Source organism: Bradyrhizobium genosp. SA-3, from assembly GCF_004212635.1.
Classification (GTDB): Bacteria; Pseudomonadota; Alphaproteobacteria; order Rhizobiales; family Xanthobacteraceae; genus Bradyrhizobium.
Genome location: NZ_PSRT01000009.1, coordinates 16,655 through 35,296, shown reverse-complemented (window position 1 = coordinate 35,296; position 18,642 = coordinate 16,655). Strand labels below are relative to the sequence as shown.

Annotated in this window: 15 protein-coding genes and 3 pseudogenes; 12 read left to right on the top strand and 6 right to left on the bottom strand. The window is 63.2% G+C overall.

Annotation, left to right across the window (positions count from 1 at the left end):
- Positions 1–234: 234 nt before the first annotated feature.
- The 3 genes and pseudogenes from CWO91_RS04390 to CWO91_RS04380 form a co-directional block, all read right to left on the bottom strand.
- On the bottom strand, positions 235–456 hold the full coding sequence (locus CWO91_RS04390) for an HAD family hydrolase (RefSeq protein WP_245283188.1): 222 nt from the start codon (positions 454–456) through the stop codon (positions 235–237).
- 495 nt (positions 457–951) lie between these two features.
- Positions 952–1,566, bottom strand: a pseudogene (locus CWO91_RS04385) (FMN-binding negative transcriptional regulator); the annotation flags it as partial.
- A gap of 342 nt (positions 1,567–1,908) precedes the next feature.
- Complete coding sequence (locus CWO91_RS04380) at positions 1,909–2,169, bottom strand: recombinase family protein (protein ID WP_433995546.1); 261 nt, start codon at positions 2,167–2,169, stop codon at positions 1,909–1,911.
- 288 nt (positions 2,170–2,457) lie between these two features.
- On the opposite strand from CWO91_RS04380, the gene CWO91_RS04375 reads away from it, so the two are divergent.
- The 12 genes and pseudogenes from CWO91_RS04375 (at position 2,458) to CWO91_RS04325 (ending at position 14,967) form a co-directional block, all read left to right on the top strand.
- Positions 2,458–3,660, top strand: coding sequence for a cytochrome P450 (locus CWO91_RS04375; protein WP_130212397.1), 1,203 nt, complete (start codon positions 2,458–2,460; stop codon positions 3,658–3,660).
- Between the two features lie 94 nt (positions 3,661–3,754).
- Positions 3,755–5,038: pseudogene (locus tag CWO91_RS45185) on the top strand (cytochrome P450); the annotation flags it as partial.
- 6 nt (positions 5,039–5,044) lie between these two features.
- Positions 5,045–5,353: a ferredoxin gene (locus tag CWO91_RS44005; protein ID WP_167563631.1), complete on the top strand. Its 309-nt coding sequence runs from the start codon at positions 5,045–5,047 to the stop codon at positions 5,351–5,353.
- Positions 5,340–6,185, top strand: a complete 846-nt coding sequence (locus tag CWO91_RS04365; protein WP_130212395.1) for an SDR family oxidoreductase — start codon at positions 5,340–5,342, stop codon at positions 6,183–6,185. The genes CWO91_RS44005 and CWO91_RS04365 overlap by 14 nt, the downstream gene beginning before the upstream one ends.
- On the top strand, positions 6,185–7,528 hold the full coding sequence (locus tag CWO91_RS04360) for a cytochrome P450 (protein ID WP_130212394.1): 1,344 nt from the start codon (positions 6,185–6,187) through the stop codon (positions 7,526–7,528). Before CWO91_RS04365 ends, CWO91_RS04360 begins: the two co-directional genes overlap by 1 nt.
- A gap of 126 nt (positions 7,529–7,654) precedes the next feature.
- Positions 7,655–8,653, top strand: a complete 999-nt coding sequence (locus CWO91_RS04355; RefSeq protein WP_130212438.1) for a polyprenyl synthetase family protein — start codon at positions 7,655–7,657, stop codon at positions 8,651–8,653.
- 292 nt (positions 8,654–8,945) lie between these two features.
- Positions 8,946–10,496, top strand: coding sequence for a hypothetical protein (locus CWO91_RS04350; protein ID WP_130212393.1), 1,551 nt, complete (start codon positions 8,946–8,948; stop codon positions 10,494–10,496).
- Positions 10,493–11,380: a terpene synthase family protein gene (locus CWO91_RS04345; protein WP_130212392.1), complete on the top strand. Its 888-nt coding sequence runs from the start codon at positions 10,493–10,495 to the stop codon at positions 11,378–11,380. Before CWO91_RS04350 ends, CWO91_RS04345 begins: the two co-directional genes overlap by 4 nt.
- 674 nt (positions 11,381–12,054) lie before the next feature.
- Positions 12,055–12,498 carry a YbgC/FadM family acyl-CoA thioesterase gene (locus CWO91_RS04340; RefSeq protein ID WP_091881170.1) on the top strand — a complete coding sequence of 148 codons (444 nt, stop codon included), beginning with the start codon at positions 12,055–12,057 and terminating at the stop codon, positions 12,496–12,498.
- Positions 12,499–12,576: 78 nt separating this feature from the next.
- Positions 12,577–12,843 (top strand): hypothetical protein, encoded by a 267-nt coding sequence (locus CWO91_RS04335; protein WP_130212391.1) that lies wholly within the window; start codon positions 12,577–12,579, stop codon positions 12,841–12,843.
- Positions 12,843–13,457, top strand: coding sequence for a hypothetical protein (locus CWO91_RS04330; protein ID WP_130212390.1), 615 nt, complete (start codon positions 12,843–12,845; stop codon positions 13,455–13,457). Before CWO91_RS04335 ends, CWO91_RS04330 begins: the two co-directional genes overlap by 1 nt.
- Positions 13,429–14,967, top strand: coding sequence for a hypothetical protein (locus CWO91_RS04325; RefSeq protein ID WP_130212389.1), 1,539 nt, complete (start codon positions 13,429–13,431; stop codon positions 14,965–14,967). Before CWO91_RS04330 ends, CWO91_RS04325 begins: the two co-directional genes overlap by 29 nt.
- 486 nt (positions 14,968–15,453) lie before the next feature.
- On the opposite strand, the pseudogene CWO91_RS04320 reads toward CWO91_RS04325, so the two are convergent.
- From CWO91_RS04320 to CWO91_RS42685, 3 genes and pseudogenes are all read right to left on the bottom strand, one after another.
- Positions 15,454–16,232 (bottom strand): annotated as a pseudogene (locus CWO91_RS04320) (S1/P1 nuclease).
- A gap of 47 nt (positions 16,233–16,279) precedes the next feature.
- Entirely contained in the window at positions 16,280–17,902 is a 1,623-nt protein-coding gene (locus CWO91_RS04315) for a phospholipase D-like domain-containing protein (protein ID WP_165405221.1), read from the bottom strand.
- Positions 17,811–18,245, bottom strand: a complete 435-nt coding sequence (locus CWO91_RS42685; protein WP_165405220.1) for a hypothetical protein — start codon at positions 18,243–18,245, stop codon at positions 17,811–17,813. Before CWO91_RS42685 ends, CWO91_RS04315 begins: the two co-directional genes overlap by 92 nt.
- Between the last annotated feature and the right edge of the window lie 397 nt (positions 18,246–18,642).

Genomic DNA, 18,642 nt, shown 5'->3' with positions numbered 1-18,642 from the left:
TGCCAAGCGAAAGACGAGCATGTGCCCGACAAGGGGCACTGAACGAATCGTGCTATTTGGCGCGAGTCATCGAACTGAGCCGATGGTTGGGCCGAGTGACGAAAGAACTCGATCGCCGAGCTCACCCTTCGAATGTCGTATCGTGAAGACGAAGCGGATAGCAGGAGCGCGCCAACGGCAGATCTTCAGTTTTGCTTTCTAATCACTCAACTGCGTTGAAAAAAAGCAATGCTTCTATAGAATTGGTAATAATTCATGATGGTCATGAATTATGTAGTCGGACCCTGCCGCGCGCAAGCGCGCTTCGGAAACAAATCCTCCCACGATTGATACGTTGATAAGTCCGAGATTGCGGGCAATTTCCGTCTCAACTGGCATATCGCCCACGATGACGGTTCTTTCTGGGGATAAATCATTGCCCTGCATATACAAGCGCAGCCGCTCTTGCTTGCTCATGCTCCTAAATTGCTGGTCTAGATGTTTGGGGTGGTCATAGTGGATATGTCCGAACAGAATTGTCAGGGGTGCAACGCGCGTAAGTGAGCTGAATCGGCTGACCGTTCTTCAAGCGTGAGATGGGGTTTGGAGAGCGTGAGCATTGCTGCTTTTGTGGCTCTGTTTCTGGATCGATTTGTTTTAAACAATGGCCATGCCAGGCGGCGCTGAGCAAGCCACAACGCCGAATGGGTTTTCGAAAGTCCGCTTACTATGCGCGCTGTACTGGACCTGACACGAGATTTGTGCCTCTGTCGGAATACGGACAAGTGTCTACACAGTGTAGTAAGCCCGAGCAGACTGTTCCGTTAGTGGATTTCGCGAGGTAATTGATGGCCTGAGTTAATCTCTACTAATGCCGCTGGAGCCTGTGAGAGCTGCAGATGTAAGATCGCTCTCTGTCGAGCGGCGCTGTTGGCGGCAGTCATGCACATTATCGTCTCGGTCCTGAATCATGATAAGAGCTGCAACTTCCTGGTCCCGTGCCAGTTTGCTCGCCGCTAGGCCGGTGGCGACACCAATGCGATCAGGCGCGGGGCGGTTTTGGCTCATCTTGCGCTTGCCTTCGACCATGGTGATCGGGATGCGCACGCCGACGATTTCGCGCAACTGGGCGGCGATGAAATCCGCGGGAGCATCGCTGACGGCCCAGGGCGTCGCACGTGACGTCTCATGGATATTCGTCAGACGCGTCACGATCTCAAGCAGGCGATTGGGATCCTCGAGGAACTCAATCGGCCCATGGGCGTGGACCGCGATGTAATTCCATGTCGGCACCACATGTTCAGCTTGTCGCTTGCTAGGATACCAGGATGGCGTCACATAAGCCTCCGCGCCAGTAAAGATCGCCAGAGCTTCTCCGATCGGGGCCGTGCGCCATTGCGGATTGCCCTTCGCCAGGTGCCCGTACAGCGTGCCGTGTTCGCCTTCGCTCTCATCGAGGAAGAGCGGAAGAGGCGTCGCAAGTGGCCCATCTGATGTCGCTGTGATCAGGTTGGCCAATCGGGCGCAGCGGATTGTCGCTCGAATGTTCTCGAGGTCGTCATCTCGAAAGTGGGGTGGTATGTACATGAAGGCTCTCCGTTGGCGGTCGTCGAGATAAACCCAAGTCAATATGCTAGAAAACTGCCAGTTTCAGTCGCTCCCGTAGAGGTTCTCCGCTTACTCTTTTGACGTGACGATTTCGGATTTATCTGGGACGCGGGCGATTTCACTCAGCCGCTTCAATCCGTCGAGCTGCTGTTGGGTTGGTGTTTCCGTAGCTATTCTCCTGCGGGCTGAGCCTTTAGAGATCTCACCCCGGCGTCGCCTGTATGAGGCGATCCGGCAGCTCTCCTTCGACGCGCACCGAGTCGCGTTTGGCGAACTAGTCCTTGATCTCGGCAAGATCGACGCCGACCTCAAAAGACGTCTTCATCGTCTCGATGAACTGCGCCGATGGGTACAAGTCGGAGGTGATCGCAACGAACCCATCATTAAAACACGGTCGAGTTTCCACACGACCAGCATGTCGCCGGGCCGGACGAATTCGAGCGCCCGCGCCAAGCCGGTGCGGTCATCCTTCGCGCCCGAGGCGTGATCCTCGAACAGGTGACGCGGATCAACGCCGGCGGCGAGCAGCGCATCGCGCTGCAAGTCCGTGTTCTGGCGGTCGGAGTCCGGCGACACGCGCATGTAGCCAACCAACATAGGCGGATACCCATCGGAAATAGGTTTCCGTATGGTAGCGCGTGGCGACAGAGTTTTTCGCATATTTTTTCGCGCCACCAGGCGTTTAGCTTAGGGGGGCTACTACAAGATTCGGTAGATGGCTAAAGCCAACTTGAGCCCCTAGGATTCGGCCGCCTTCCCCGCCGATCATCATCGACGAACAGAAGTGAACGCAAGCGCACGTGAAGCCCCTGCCCGCAGCGACTGCGGGCACCTTCCGCCCTTCCATCGCCTAGAGAGTGAAGTGCCACCGTGTCCGAACAACCCCTGCCGGCGCTGCCGATGTGGCGCGTCGATCACATTGAGCCCTCGCCGGAGATGTTGGCGCTACGCGCCAACGGTCCGATCCACCGCGTGCGTTTCCCGTCCGGGCACGAAGGCTGGTGGGTGACAGGCTACGACGAGGCCAAGGCGGCGCTGTCCGACGCGGCGTTCCGGCCGGCGGGAATGCCGCCGACGGCGTTCACCCCGGATTCGGTGATTCTCGGTTCGCCGGGGTGGCTGGTCTCGCACGAGGGGGGCGAGCATGTTCGGTTACGCACGCTCGTGGCGCCGGCCTTCAGCAACCGCAGGGTGAAGCTGCTGGCGCCGCACGTCGAGGCGATCGCTGCGCAGTTGTTCGAGAACCTGGCGGCCCAGCGCCAGCCCGCCGACTTGCGGCGCCACCTCTCCTTTCCGCTTCCGGCCATGGTCATCAGCGCGCTGATGGGCGTGCTCTACGAGGATCACGCCTTTTTCGCGCGGCTGTCCGACGAGGTGATGACGCACCAGCAGGAAAGCGGCCCGCGCAGCGCGTCGCGCTTGGCCTGGGAAGAACTGCGCGCCTACATTCGCGGCAAGATGCGGGACAAGCGCCAGGATCCGGGCGACAACCTGCTGACGGATCTGCTCGCGGCGGTCGACCAGGGCAAGGCGACCGAGGAAGAAGCAATCGGCCTGGCGGCGGGCATGCTGGTGGCGGGGCACGAGAGCACCGTCGCCCAGATCGAATTCGGCCTGCTGGCGATGTTCCGCCATCCGCAACAACGCGAACGCCTGGTCGGCGATCCATCCCTGGTGGACAAGGCGGTGGAGGAAATCCTGCGCATGTACCCGCCGGGCGCGGGGTGGGACGGCATCATGCGTTATCCGAGGACCGACGTGACCATCGCGGGCGTGCATATTCCCGCGGAGAGCAAGGTGCTGGTCGGCCTGCCGGCAACGTCGTTCGATCCTCGCCATTTCGACGACCCGGAAATCTTCGACATCGGACGCCAGGAAAAGCCGCACCTGGCGTTCTCCTACGGGCCGCACTCCTGCATCGGCGGGGCGCTGGCCAGACTGGAATTCAAGGCGGTGTTCGGTTCGATCTTCCAGCGCTTTCCCGCGCTGCGCCTGGCGGTAGCGCCGGAAGAACTGAAGTTGCGCAAGGAGATCATCACTGGCGGGTTCGAGGAGTTCCCGGTGCTCTGGTGATGTGCGGACGCCGCTGGGGGATCGCGATCGTCTCCGCGGTTTGTCGGCGCGCCTGCCGCGCACCGGTCAGATCAGCCAGTCAACAGGTAACCAAATGGACGTGCAAGAAACCACGGCAGGATGCCGGGACGCCTTCGCCGAACTGGCGTCGCCGGCGTGGATCCACGATCCGTATCCGTTCATTCGGTGGTTGCGCGAGCACGATCCGGTGCATCGCGCGGCGTCGGGCCTCTTTCTGTTGAGCCGCCACGCCGACATCTACTGGGCGCTCAAGGCCACGGGCGATGCGTTTCGGGGACCTGCGCCGGGTGAACTGGCGCGCTATTTTCCGCATGCGGCGACCAGCTTGTCGCTCAATCTGCTGGCCTCCACGCTAGCGATGAAGGACCCACCGACGCATACGCGTCTGCGCCGGCTGATCTCGCGCGATTTCACCGTGCGCCAGATCGACAACCTGCGGCCGAGCATCGCGCGCATCGTCGCAGCGCGCCTGGATGGCATGGCGCCCGCGCTGGAGCGTGGGGAGGCCGTGGACCTGCATCGGGAATTCGCGCTGGCCTTGCCCATGCTGGTCTTCGCCGAACTGTTTGGCATGCCCCAGGACGACATGTTCGGGCTCGCCGCCGGCATCGGCGCCATTCTGGAAGGCCTGAGCCCGCACGCCAGCGATCCCCGGCTCGCCGCGGCGGACGCGGCCAGTGCCAGAGTGAAGGCCTACTTCGGCGGTCTCATACAGCGCAAGCGCACCGATCCCCGCCACGACATCGTGTCGATGCTGGTCGGCGCACACGACGATGATGCCGACACGCTGTCGGATGCGGAGTTGATCAGCATGTTGTGGGGCATGCTGCTGGGCGGCTTCGCCACCACTGCTGCGACCATCGACCATGCGGTCCTGGCGATGCTGGCGTATCCCGAACAGCGGCACTGGCTGGAGGGAGACGCCATGGGGGTGAAGGCATTCGTCGAAGAAGTCCTGCGCTGCGACGCGCCCGCCATGTTCAGCTCCATTCCGCGTATCGCCCAGCGTGACATCGAACTGGGCGGCGTGGTGATCCCGAAGAACGCGGACGTGCGCGTGCTGATCGCGTCCGGCAATCGCGACCCTGACGCCTTCGCCGATCCCGACCGCTTCGATCCCGCGCGGTTCTACGGCACCAGTCCTGGCATGTCGACCGACGGGAAGATCATGCTGAGCTTCGGCCACGGCATCCACTTCTGCCTCGGTGCGCAACTGGCCCGGGTGCAGTTGACCGAGAGCTTGCCGCGGATTCAGGCGCGCTTCCCCACGCTGGCATTGGCCAAGCAGCCGACCCGGGAGCCCTCCGCGTTCCTTAGGACGTTCCGCGCGCTGCCGGTGCGGCTGCGTGCGCAGGGGGCTGAGATGTGCGTCGTGGTCGACCAGGATCTGTGCGGAACCAGCGGGCAGTGCGTGCTGACGCTACCGGGCACCTTTCGCCAGCGCGAACCGGACGGCGTGGCCGAAGTGTGCGGGGCGACAGTCCCGCAGGCGCTGCACGCCGCCGTGCGGCTCGCAGCCAGCCAGTGCCCGGTCGCCGCCATTCGGGTCATCGAAAGCGAAGCTGGCGATGACGAGCGCGCCAGCGCCGACAGTGCGCCTTCTCCGGCGGAGGCCGAGCGGCATGCCGCGAGAGACCAACGCAATCCAGGAGGACACGATGGGACGGTTTGAAGGCAAGGTGGCCGTGGTGACCGGCGCCGGCGCCGGTATCGGCAAGGCATGCGCCCTCGCCATCGCGCGCGAGGGCGGCAGAGTGGTGGTCGCCGACATTGATGGCACGGCGGCCATCGCCTGCACCGCGCAAATCGCGGCCGAGGCGGCCCACGCGCTAGCCCTGGCCATCGACATCGCCGATGCGCAGGCGGTGGCAGCGCTGTTCGAGACGGCGGAGCGGCACTTCGGTGGGGTCGACCTGCTGGTGAACAACGCGAGCGCCATGCATCTGACGCCGCGCGACCGCGCGATCCTCGACCTGGACCTGGCGGTCTGGGATCAGACCATGGCGACCAATCTGCGCGGCACGTTGCTCTGCTGCCGGCAGGCCATCTCACGGATGATCGCCCGCGGCGGTGGCGCGATCGTCAACATGTCGTCGTGCCAGGGGCTCACCGGTGACACCGCGCAGACGTCCTACGCCGCGTCGAAGGCGGCGATGAACATGCTATCGGCCTCGCTCGCCACCCAGTACGGTCATGCGCAGATCCGCTGCAACGCGGTTGCGCCGGGTCTCATCATGACCGAGCGTCTCCTCGCCAAGCTGGACGAGTGCGTGCAACGGCATCTGCGCCGGCACCAGCTCCTGCCGCGCGTCGGCCGCCCCGAGGACGTGGCCGCGCTGGTGGCGTTCCTGCTCTCCGACGATGCTGCGTTCATCACCGGCCAGGTCGTGTGCATCGACGGCGGCATGCTGGCGCATGTGCCGACGTATGCCGACGGTGGCAACCGCCGCGCCGCGCGGCCTTCCGGCGAGGCCGCCGAAGCGGCCGCGTCGCCGCGCTGCTGATGGACATGCTGCTCAACCCGCTGAACCGTCGGCATCGGCTGCGGCACGACATCCCGGTCGTGCCCGGCGCTTTCCCCTTGGTCGGGCATCTTCCCGCCATCGTCTGCGACCTGCCGCGCCTGCTGCGGCGCGCGGAACGGACGCTGGGCAGCCACTTCTGGCTGGATTTCGGCCCTGCCGGACACCTGATGACCTGCGTGGATCCGGACGCGTTCGCACTGCTCCGGCACAAGGACGTGTCCTCGGCACTGATCGAAGAGATCGCGCCCGAATTGTTTGGCGGAACGTTGGTCGCCCAGGACGGAGGCGCGCACCGTCAGGCGCGCGATGCGATCCAGACGGCGTTTCTGCCCATGGGGCTGACCCAGGCCGGCATCGGCGAGCTGTTCGCGCCCGTCATCTGGGCGCGGGTGCAGAGGTGGCGCGACCGCGGCGACGTAACGATCCTGCGCGAAACCGGCGATCTGATGCTCAAGCTCATCTTCAGCCTCATGGGAATCCCCGCGCAGGACCTACCGGAATGGCGTCGCAAGTACCGGCAACTGCTGCAGTTGATCGTCGCGCCCCCCGTCGACCTGCCCGGACTGCCCTTGCGGCGCGGCCGCGCCGCCCGCGACTGGATCGATGCGCGGTTGCGCGAGTTCGTCCGCGACGCGCGCGAACATGCCGCGCGCACCGGGTTGATCAACGACATGGTGAGCGCCTTCGATCGCAGCGACGATGCGCTCGCCGACGAGGTCCTGGTCGCCAATATCCGCTTGCTGCTGCTTGGTGGTCACGACACCACCGCCTCGACGATGGCCTGGATGGTGATCGAGCTGGCGCGGCAGCCTGGGCTGTGGGACGCCCTGGTCGAGGAGGCGCAACGCGTGGGCGCGGTGCCGACCCAGCATGCGGACCTGGCGCAGTGTCCGGTCGCCGAGGCGCTGTTCCGCGAGACGCTGCGCATGCATCCGGCGACGCCGCTCCTGGTGCGTCGCGCACTGCGTGAATTGCGACTCGGCCAACGGCGCATTCCCGCGGGCACCGATCTGTGCATCCCGCTGCTGCATTTCTCGACCTCGGCGCTGCTACACGAGGCGCCTGATCAGTTTCGCTTGGCGCGGTGGTTGCAACGCACCGAGCCGATCCGGCCGGTGGACATGCTGCAGTTCGGTACCGGCCCACACGTCTGCATCGGCTACCACCTGGCATGGCTGGAACTGGTGCAGTTCTGCATCGCCTTGGCGCTGACCATGCACGAGGCCGGGGCGCGGCCGCGCTTGCTGAGCGGCGTCGAAAAAGGCCGGCGCTATTACCCGACCGCACATCCGTCCATGACTATCCGCATCGGATTCTCATGAGCTGGCATCGCATGCCCCTGTGGCGAGGCAGCGGCGCCGGCGACGCGCGGCATTGCTGCACTCGGCGCGCACGGTGCGACGCCGACAACACCGCGGCGCCCTGTCGGGGACAAGGACATGAACAGCATGCAGACCGGTTCCACGCTACAGGACGACAGAACTGGTGATTCCGCGCTCGGCGGATTGGGCGCGCAGGCGCGCGACGCATCCAGCGGGCTGCTGCCCGAGATCTGGATGCAGGACGGCGCAAAGCGGGTCGAACAGGTGCTGGCGCGTCTTCTCTGCGCCGAACGTGACGGTGAGACCGAGCTGATGGCGGCGATGCGCTACGCCACCCTGCATGGCGGGAAGCGCACCCGCGCCTTGCTCTGTCTGGCTGCCGGCGCACTGGCCGACACGCCGGCGCACATGCTCGACGACGTCGGCGCCGCCATCGAGATGATGCACGCCTGTACCCTGGTCCACGACGATCTGCCCGCGATGGACGACGACGTGCTTCGCCGCGGCCTTCCGACCGTGCACGTCAAGTTCGGCGAAGCTACTGCGATCCTGGTGGGCGATGCGCTGCAGGCGCACGCCTTCCTGACCCTGGCGAGCCTGGATGCGCCGGGCGACAACCGTATCGCGCTCGTGCGCGAACTGGCGCAGGCGGTGTCCGCCGAGGGGGCCGCAGGCGGGCAGGCCATGGATCTGTCGCTGGTTGGAAAGCACGTCGAGCTGGACAGGATCGTGGCGATGCACCGGATGAAGAGCGGAGCGCTAGTGCGCGCGTCCGTTCGCATGGGCGCGCTATGCGCTGTCGCGGAGGATGTCGCGCACGCTGCGCTGTACTGTGCGCTCGACCACTACAGCGCCTGTTTCGGCCTGGCGTTGCAGGTGATCGACGACATTCTCGACGTGACAGCGGATACCGCGACGCTGGGCAAGACCCCCGGCAAGGACGCTGCGGCACAGAAGCCGACCTGCGCGTCGATCATGGGACTGCAGGCAGCACACCAGTTCGCGCTGGATCTGTTGCGCGATGCCGGGGAGGCCATCGCGCCGCTGGGGCCGCGTGCGGAACGGTTGGCGCAACTCCTACAGCGGGCCAACGCGTATCTGTTCAAGCACGCGCCATGCGCATGAGCGCGCCCGTCCGCATGGAGTCGCCCCTGTGCCGCTGCGATCGGCCGGCGGCAGAGGTGCATGCTGCACTGTGTCCGAGTCCGCAGCGCCGATCGCAGCGGTAACCCGCCGCGGCGCACGCTGCGCGCTGCGCCCAAGGCTATGCGGCGGACCGGCGCCAGCATCGGGGGGCGTCGCCGCGCCGGAGCAGGGCGGCCGTCCGGCGCTGCCTATGCGACGGGCCTGCGGCGACATGCGCGGCGTCTGCCCAATCCCGGTTTCTCTTCAACCGTCTGCAAAAGGAACATCCCGCGTGAACGCGCTGTCCGAACAGATCCTTTCCGAATTGCGCCGCCTGCTGAGCGAAATGAGCGATGGCGGCAGCGTCGGTCCGTCCGTCTACGACACGGCGCGAGCGCTGCGCTTCCACGGCAACGTCACCGGTCGGCAGGACGCATACGCCTGGCTCATCGCGCAGCAACAGGCCGACGGCGGATGGGGAAGCGCGGACTTCCCGCTGTTCCGCCATGCGCCCACGTGGGCGGCGTTACTGGCATTGCAGCGTGCCGATCCTCTTCCCGGTGCTGCCGACGCGGTGCAGGCTGCAAGGCGGTTCCTCCAGCGCCAACCCGATCCCTACGCGCATGCGGTGCCGGAAGACGCGCCGATCGGCGCGGAGCTGATCCTGCCGCAGTTTTGCGGTGAGGCCGCATCCTTGCTGGGTGGCGCAGCGTTTCCGCGCCACCCGGCGCTGTTGCCGTTGCGGCAAGCGCGCCTGGTCAAGCTGGGGGCGGTGGCGACATTGCCGAGCGGCCATCCGTTGCTGCACTCCTGGGAAGCCTGGGGGACGTTGCCGAGCACCGCATGCCCGGATGAGGACGGCAGCATCGGCATCAGTCCGGCGGCCACCGCCGCGTGGCGTGCTCACTCCGTGACACAGGGGAGCACGCCGCAGGTCGGGCGCGCCGACGCGTATCTGCAGGCGGCATCGCGGGCGACGCGCAGCGGCATCGAAGGTGTCGTTCCCAACGTCTGGCCGATCAATGTGTTCGAGCCATGCTGGTCGCTGTACACCCTGCATCTGGCCGGGCTGTTCGCGCATCCCGCGCTCGCCGAGGCGGTCCGTGTGATCGTCGCGCAGCTCGACGCCCGCCTGGGCGTGCGCGGTCTGGGCCCGGCCTTGCACTTCGCGGCTGATGCGGACGACACCGCCGTTGCGTTGTGCGTCCTGCACCTTGCAGGCCGCGACCCGGCGGTCGATGCGTTGCGGCATTTCGAAATCGGCGAGCTGTTCGTCACCTTTCCCGACGAGCGCAATGCATCGGTGTCGACCAACATCCATGCCCTGCATGCGTTGCGACTGTTGGGAAAGCCCGCCGCGGGCACCAGCGCGTACGTCGAGGCCAATCGCAACCCGCACGGTCTATGGGACAACGAAAAATGGCACGTTTCGTGGCTGTATCCCACCGCGCATGCGGTCGCTGCGCTGGCGCAAGGCAAGCCCCAGTGGCGCGACGAGCGCGCGCTGGCGGCGCTGCTGCAGGCGCAGCGCGACGACGGCGGCTGGGGCGCCGGTCGCGCGTCCACATTCGAGGAAACCGCCTATGCGCTGTTCGCGTTGCGCGTGATGGACGGCAGCGAAGAACCGACAGGGCGCCGGCGCATCGCGCATGCGGTCGCGCGTGCGCTGGGGTGGATGCTCGCCCGCCATGCGGCGCATGCATTGCCGCAGACGCCGCTGTGGATCGGCAAGGAACTGTATTGCCCCACCCGGGTCGTGCGCGTGGCCGAACTCGCCGGGTTATGGCTGGCGCTTCGTTGGGGGCGGCATGTCCTGGCCGAGGGAGCAGGAGCGGCGCCATGATCCAGACCGAACGCGCGCTGCAGCAGGTGCTGGAGTGGGGGTATTCCCTGACCGGGTTCGCCGACGAGCATGCCGCGGAAGCGGTCAGGGGCGGCCAGTACATCCTGCAGCGCATACACCCGAGCCTGCGCGACACCAGCGCCTGCACCGGCCGCGATCCGCAGGACGAAACGCTGATCGTGGCGTTCTATCGCGAACTGGCGCTGCTGTTCTGGCTCGACGATTGCAACGACCTTGGCCTGATCGCGCCGGAGCAGCTCGCCGCGGTGGAGCAGGCGCTGGGGCAGGGCGAGCCGTGCGCGCTCCCCGGATTCGAGGGCTGCGCTGTGCTGCGCGCTTCGCTGGCCGCGCTTGCCTACGATCGTCGCGACTATGCTCAGCTTCTCGACGATACCCGGTGCTACTGCGCGGCGCTGCGCGCCCGACAGGCGCAGGCGGCAGGGGCGGAACGCTGGTCCTACGCCGAGTACCTGCACAACGGCATCAATTCGATCGCCTACGCGAACGTGTTCTGTTGCCTGTCGTTGCTGTGGGGGCTGGACATGGCGACCTTGCGCGCGCGTCCGGCGTTTCGCCAGGTCCTGCGGCTCATCTCCGCGATAGGGCGCCTGCAGAACGATCTGCATGGACGCGACAAGGACAGGTCGGCCGGCGAGGCCGACAACGCGGCGATCCTGCTGCTGCAGCGCTATCCGGCTATGCCTGTGGTGGAGTTCCTCAATGACGAGCTGGCCGGCCATACGCGCATGCTGCACCGGGTGATGGCGGAAGAACGCTTTCCCGCGCCGTGGGGACCGTTGATCGAGGCGATGGCGGCCATCCGCGCGCAGTACTACCAGACCTCGACCATCCGTTACCGCAGCGACGCTGCGGGGGAAAGTTAGCGTGCGCCGGCCTAAACGCGCGGGAGGCGGCGGCGTGCGCCGCGCTGCTGCCAGTGGGGACGCGTCGAACACATATGGTGCGATGGTCTGCTGTGGACCAACAAGTGACGATGGTCCATAATGCGGACGGTTTGCCGAAACATCCATCGCCCGCTATTGAAGCGTGTTCGACATACCCATGCCAATGTGGATCTCACACGGACGGCTTCTTCTTTGTCTGAGATTTTGCAACAACCTCATTCCGGCACACTGATGCCGTAGGGGCCGACCACCCAATCAGCCTCCGAGCGCGCTGAGATCGTCAAAGCCAATCGAGGATGACGAAGTTGCCCGTGTTTTTGACGGTCAGCCCTTCAGCCTCGAAACCCGCACTTGCTGACGTGCCTGATGGCGGCGAGGTCCATCAAGTCACCACGATTGGTGGAGACCAGATCGAAGACTGCCTGCGCGGCTTCGGGAAGCATAGTTGGCAGGAGCGGGAAGCGCTCGTACAACCAGTGGAGAACCAAGTTGGTGAGAGCCCCGCCGCAGAGGTGTGGCTCGCTCCGGGCTCGATGACCTCTGCCGATCCGAATCCCGCCGCGCTGCAGGAGCCAAGCTCACGATTAGCGCTTGCCGAAGAAAGCGCCTCTGTGCAAGACAATTGGTCCCAGAAGCCCAAAGGGAAACCCACTGTGACAGCCTCTCTTGATGGCGAAATTCGCGACGGCAACCATCATTTGCAGGTCCGCATATATTTCGAAGATACTGACGCTGGCCAGATTGTTTATCACGCGAATTTTTTGCGCTTCATGGAACGCGGCAGAACGAATTACTTGCGCCTGCTCGGAACCAATCAGCAAGCGCTGCTCGAAGCAACGGGGAACGATGCGCCCGGCTTTTCCTTCGTTGTCCGTTCGATGACAATCGATTTTCTAAAGCCGGCGGTCCTGGACGACCTGCTTGACGTGATCACGATCCCGCAAGAGGTAAGGGGCGCGTCAATTGCTTTGCTGCAGGAATGCAGGCGAGGTGACGATCTCCTAGTCACGGCGCGTGCACGCGTGGCGTTTATCTCGGGCGGAAAGGCTCGACGCATCCCCAAGTCGCTGCGGCTCGCCGTCGAAGGGCATAGGTAAGCTCTCCTTTTTATTCACGCTATCCAGCGCCCTAATGAAATCAAAGGGTCAGCGTTCTGTTGCGATATCGTCAAACCAGTGTTCGCCGCGTTCTTTCCACCACTCCCCGATCCTCCTCCGCAGCCGCCTCGTCCTCCCGACGATGAGGTCGCGCCGGACTATTCCAACGATCCGCTTGGCGACTTCGGCTATGCGGTCTGCCGAACCAACTGGATCGGCGCCGGACTCACCACGATTCCGTTCCAGCCGTCCGAGGTGAATAAGGACGGCTACTTCCAGGTCGACCCGATGCCGAGAATATCCGCCGCCTGCTCGCATGGCTGGAGGAACGCGCTGCATCCTTGATGACGGCCAATTTCGGGCTGCTCCCGCACGGCACCAGCGACGACGAGCTCAAAGCGTTCGAGGATGCGTTTGGCATCCGTAAGCTCAACTCGGGAGCGCAGCCTGACCAGTATCCATGGGTTGAAACGGCGACGCAATGGTACGTGGTCGCGCGGTTGGTTTCGGCGCTCGACAATCTCATCATCGCGTTCCTGAAGCCCGCCATCTCCAGCGGCGACACGGTCGGCGAAGGCGAGCTCGTTGCGCCGTTCGTGACTGCTCTGGCGACACGGATCGAGACGCAGCTTATCAATGCGAGGCTGCCGGTCGAGCCCGACCTCATGAAGGCTTCGCGTCTCACCGGCGCATTCCGAGACGTGCTCAGGAACAGCCCCTTGATGGCGACAAGCATCGTGGAGGCGCCATTCATCGGGGCCCTGCGCCACGTCTACGGCCTGTCTGCGCCGCCTGAGACGCTCGACGAGTCCGGGCTCGTCACCGCACTGCTCGAGGCCTTTCCGATGGGAACGAAGCGTCAGTCAACAACATGCCACCTACCTGAACTCGCTGGTCGGCAAGTCGGGACCTGTCATCTCGCGCAAGCTGATGGAGCTCGAGCAGACGCTGCACGATGAAGCCGGCACGGAAGCCGCGATCATGCGTCTGATCGAGACCGTCGAAACGATGGCCGACGGTTCGTCACCTCCCGCCAACAAACGTTTTCCTGCCCTGCTCGCAGACGCCATCACAACAGGCATGAACGCAGCAGACAAGACAAAGTATATGCCACCGGTACAGCTTGCCATCGATATGGCCTGGGCCGACTATCGAACCGTGCTCAAGGGCAACTTCAATGGCGCCGAAGCAATGCGACGCGCGGTCGGACATACATTCGTCCACGATCTGTTGACCTACGTGGAAGCCAACCCGCCCAAGAAAAAGCCGAGAAGGCTCCTCGGCTATCTGCTCAAACTGCTGCGAACCAGTTCGTTCTACGAGGCTCGCTTCTTTGAGAAGCCGAAACCGATTCCTGGCTTCGGAACAACCGTGCTGCGGCCCGAAATCGCCGGACTGCCTGTCGTCACGCAGTTTCCATTGCGGCTGCAATTGCGAAGAGCATTTTGGAACGCCATCCAGCCGCTGTACGCATACAACGATCCGAACGCCCGCTTCATTCCGACAGCGCGCCCTATCCGATTCCGATTCAGATCGCTGCAACCATCGACGGTAGCCGGATCGACAACTTCGGGAAGCATCTCAACGGCATTGCCGTGGCCATCCAGCGCTCCGATACGGGAACCTCCCCACCTGACCAATGGGCCTACGCAAATCTCGCCGATCTTGGCTGGACCGGCGACATCGACAAGCCGGGCACCGAGGTGCTGGGTGCGATCCTCCGATGTTGCCGGCGGCAAGCGATGGCCGCAGTCCCATGTTGATCGAGTACCAGGCTTCCCGTTTGCAGACCGGGCGCTCGAAGCCCACATCGCCGACAACGACGCCCAGCCAAGCGTCGAGATGCAACGCCCGTTCTACCGGCACGATCCGCATGCCCCGCTCGCGGTCAATGACTTCGCGCGAGTTCCCCGCATCGCCTGCGGCCGCAGCTTCAAGACCTTCAGCTTCGTGACCAGCAATGCTGGAACGCTGCCGCTTGCGTTGCAACGGGCGCCGACTTCACCATGGATGCCGGCGCTCGAACCATCGGCACCGGGACCTGACAAGTTGCCGCCTCTCGAGCCGGGCAAACCGCAGCCGCCTCTTCTGGTGGGGACGGCTGATTGCCAGCGTCGCACCGCGATTTCGCAGATGTCGCTGACCGAGAAGCCGGTGGAGCATCGGCCGCTGCGGTTAGGCGCAGCGATTGCCGGGGTGAAGCCGCTCGCCGAGAATTATCCGCGCATCGGACTGATGACTGGTCCTGACGACCAGAGTTCCGCGGAGCTCGCCGTGCGCGATATCATGCGCGAGGCCGACGGCGCAGGAACGATCATCGCCAGCCGGAATTTCGAGTGGCGGCTCAGCGATGTCGATTTCGGGGGCACGCCGCAGACACTCTTCCTCCGCTTCTTCGAGCGATCTGCGAACAATCCGGGCGACATGGGAGACGCCCGGTTCACGATCGATGAAGCGTCCGTGGGTTGAAACGGGAATCGCTGGAGCGATTCGTCTCAAGCGAGGGAGTGATTCCGAGGCAATTTTGAATGGCTACGGGGTGCAGGACCGCCATGGGCATCCCGCAGGCGCAGCACAGCAGTTGGATCAAGCTCAAGTCCTCTCGGCAACGAGTCGACCCAGCTCAGTAGCTTTCAGCCGCGCTAGCCACAGTAATTTCGAACAGGTTCAAGCCCAGCTTTGGCAACTCACTCCAGAACCGTTTCGAGAACACCGACAGCCAGCTTGCCACCAAGAACTATCGCCTAGTTCAATGTTTCAAACGCCGGTCGCGTGGCTACGGCTTGGAGCATCGTACATTTGGTATCAAGTCATACGCGCGCGTCCGAAGACGTAATCCGAGCGCATATGCTCGCAGCCGTTTACACTACCCAAGGCCTTCAAGTCGACGTTCTCTAGCGCCATACGTACTGGCCGCAAACAAGCTGATCACCCTTCAGCGTGCACCATCGTTGCCTAGTCGGCAAAAAGCTTGTCAAGAAGATGAGCGAGCCTCACGCCGGCCTTCAAGAGGCGCTCTCGCACGATGGGTGTGTTGGCCGCGATATAGGCCTCATCAATCTCGACCTGCGCGCCCTCGATTTTCGAGCATGCCCCCCCTTGCATGGCGCAGTAATGCGTCTGGACGGCTTCGGTGATGGCGAAGGATTCATTGGCCCAGTCGCGGGGCTCGGATTGGACCCATTCCCCTTCATGGCGGGGGTGAGCGTGTCGATAAGATCGGACGCGGCAGCGTCAACATCCTTGCCGACGGCCTTCATAACCAGACAGGTGTCCCAGGTTGCGTGCAGCACCCCAGAACACAGGCCACTTACGTCAATGCCGTTGCCGCCCTTGTCGTCCGCGAAGGATACGTGGAGCGGCTGATGAATGTCGCCAACCCAGTGCCCGAGGAATTTGAGGGCGATCAGCCGGTCCGCCGGCTTGCCTTTGGAGCCGAGTATCGTTGAGTCATTCTCGATTGCGCTCAGGACGCATGGGTTCTCTCCCGGGCAGCCTTCGGGCGGCAGCTCATGCGCCGTGCGCGGCAGGTTGACGAAATGCTCGGGAGCACGCCTGTGCGGATGATCCGGATAAATGCATGCCTCGCTGAATGTGTCATATTCCTGATCGTTACGCACCAGCTTGCGAATGGCGGCCCGGGTATCAACCGTCGCCAGCCGGTAAGCGATCTCGCAAACGATCTGATGTCCTTCGTCTCCCCACGCGAAGGCCCTGTCCGTTAACGCGATCATTCCGATGAACAGAATGGCAAATACGCGCATGGCTTGGTCCTCACTTGTCAACGCTTGCGGGCCGCTCGCATCTTCGTCTTCGTCGCCTTGGCCTTCGGGGCGGCCTTCTTGGCCTTCTTCTTTGCCTTTTTCGTCGCGGCGGCTTTCTTGCCGGCCTTGAGGCCCTTCTTTTTTTCCGCAGTCTTCTTTCTGGCGGCTGCCCGAGCAACTGGAACTGCGGCGCCATTTGCGGCCTTTTTGCCCTTACCACCGTGGACACCTTCACCAACGAAGACGTCGGCGTCCTTGGCGGCAGCCGCCTGCCAGGACTTGCTGGGATCGGCAAAGAACATCTCACGACGGTGGTTTTTCGCGTTCGTCTTGTCGAAATAGTCGTGCGCCCAGCCGTCGGTATCATCGAGCAGGCCAAACTTCGTTTGGCCGCCATGCTTGGCGATATTGTTGGCGGCGTCGCGCGAGTAGAAGTGCCGGAAAATCCGGTCGAACTCCGTGAGGTAAATGTCGGCCACCCGCGTATTACCCCGGATCAGCAGCATGTTCTCGTCGTTGGATTTGAGGGATTCGCCGGAGAAATTTGCCGAGCCGGTAAAGACGAGCGGATCATTCGATAACGGGTCGACCAGCAAGAACTTCGTGTGGATGAAGAAGACGAAGCCCTGACCATTCCTGCGCTCCAATTCCTCGCCCAGGAACCACTCTTCGATCTTGAAGTGGGGGATCGGCACCCATTTCTTGGTCTTCTTCCCGTCCTCATCATGGCCGTCGGCCTGCTGCAACTGCATCTTGCCGAGAATGGCACCATACGAAAACATCAGATCGGCCGGATTGTTGGCCTGCGCCTGGATAACTTCGTGGGTCGGAGGGCGCTCGATGAGGATGAATCGCATGGCGGGTGCCTGCTTTGCCAGCGGCCCCAGAATGTTGGGATCGACCGTGAAGGCACCCGTAAACATAGCGCTAGTTACTGCATCGCCGGCGCGAGCCCCGTACCAGTTAAGCATGCGGTCGCTGGGACGCGGCGAAAAAACGAGTGTCGTTCCCTTGTCGATGACGTTCTTCGGGTTTGGCGAGAGTCCAAAGGAATTCGCATGCTGCTCCTTTGACTCGGGGTTCATCGATAACTCGGTCCAAAGCTTCAGGTACGTTGCTGCGACGGTCTTGTCGGTCACGAGATGCCCGACATTGGTCTGGCCGAGAAACCCGGACGGCGTGAAATTCGTCGAGCCCGTCCAGACCGCAACAGGCGTTTTGTTCTTCTCCAGCCGCACGATGAACTTGTTGTGCGGCGTCTTCGGCCGGGTCCGCTCGAACAGGATCTGCTTGCTGCCTTTCTTCGCCGAAAGCCCCGATGTCTTGATCGCTTTTTTGTTTGCGCTGGTCGCGTGATAGATGATCTGGACATCAACTCCGCGCTTGAGGGCCTCGATCAACTCTTCGTGGACGCGCTGGTAGGTGAACTCGTAGGCGCAGACCCGCAAACCGTCACCAGCCGGTGTTTTCCGGATGTAGTCAAGACAAGCCTCGAGAAGACCGCGCGACAGCCATGCCACCTCCTTGTTGGCTGGATCGTTGTAGTCGTCATCGGTGAGGGACTTGTTGCCGAATTGATCGGCAAACGCCTGGCTGGCGATCGCGCCGCGATTGAACCAGATCCCCATGCTGCCCATCATCGGCAGCCTCGGTCTGAACCTCGAAGGTGACTGTCTCGCGGGGTTCAAGCGCACCCGGCTTGCCATACATCGCCGAAACTTCGAAATTGTACTTCGTTCCCGGTTGGGCCTCGTAGTCCGACCAGAGGAAGCTCTGCACAGGGCTCTCATCGGTCGAAAAATGCATGGCATGACCGGTCGGCTCCTTTGGAGCCAGGCTCGGGAAGGTCTTCATCCCCGTCAGCCATTCACCGGGCGCATTGCCGACTGACCGCTTGAAGGCAAAGCCCAGCAAGCCCTTGCGGTCGCTGTCGGACATATTCAAAGCAATAAGGATCGCGCGGGTCCCGGCGAACGCCGCCACCTGAAGCTTTCGCGACCTCGATGCTGCTCTTATGCGCATAACTCAACCCTCCAGCTCCGGACATTTTTGTCCGCCGGTCCCTGATTTTCAGTGTGAGTTCGTTCGACGCGATCTACCAGCGTCCAGGCAAGCCCTCTGGCTTAGTAATAAAATGCGGAAAATGACCTTAAGTTGTGGGCCAGTGTGAAGACATCACGCTCCAGAAGTCAACTAAGGCGCGAACAAAATTTTGACGGTCCGCGTTTGGCAGCGCGGACCGCGCGTGATCCCCGAGCTGGAAACTGGGCCAGTGGCATTCAGGTGATTGAAGCATTTCGCAAGATCCGGGCAAGGGAGAAAGCCAAGGCCGACCCGCCGACAAAAACAATCAAAGCTTCGCGCAATTTCCCCACATCTC

What these genes read in the sequence shown, in the direction of transcription:
- CWO91_RS04390 (WP_245283188.1), bottom strand. Translation starts at nt 456, where the DNA reads ATGAGCAAGCAAGAGCGGCTGCGCTTGTATATGCAGGGCAATGATTTA.
- CWO91_RS04380 (WP_433995546.1), bottom strand. Translation starts at nt 2,169, where the DNA reads ATGCGCGTGTCGCCGGACTCCGACCGCCAGAACACGGACTTGCAGCGC.
- CWO91_RS44005 (WP_167563631.1), top strand. Translation starts at nt 5,045, where the DNA reads ATGTGCGTCGTGGTCGACCAGGATCTGTGCGGAACCAGCGGGCAGTGC.
- CWO91_RS04365 (WP_130212395.1), top strand. Translation starts at nt 5,340, where the DNA reads ATGGGACGGTTTGAAGGCAAGGTGGCCGTGGTGACCGGCGCCGGCGCC.
- CWO91_RS04360 (WP_130212394.1), top strand. Translation starts at nt 6,185, where the DNA reads ATGGACATGCTGCTCAACCCGCTGAACCGTCGGCATCGGCTGCGGCAC.
- CWO91_RS04355 (WP_130212438.1), top strand. Translation starts at nt 7,655, where the DNA reads ATGCAGACCGGTTCCACGCTACAGGACGACAGAACTGGTGATTCCGCG.
- CWO91_RS04345 (WP_130212392.1), top strand. Translation starts at nt 10,493, where the DNA reads ATGATCCAGACCGAACGCGCGCTGCAGCAGGTGCTGGAGTGGGGGTAT.
- CWO91_RS04330 (WP_130212390.1), top strand. Translation starts at nt 12,843, where the DNA reads ATGACGGCCAATTTCGGGCTGCTCCCGCACGGCACCAGCGACGACGAG.
- CWO91_RS04325 (WP_130212389.1), top strand. Translation starts at nt 13,429, where the DNA reads ATGGAGCTCGAGCAGACGCTGCACGATGAAGCCGGCACGGAAGCCGCG.
- CWO91_RS04315 (WP_165405221.1), bottom strand. Translation starts at nt 17,902, where the DNA reads ATGATGGGCAGCATGGGGATCTGGTTCAATCGCGGCGCGATCGCCAGC.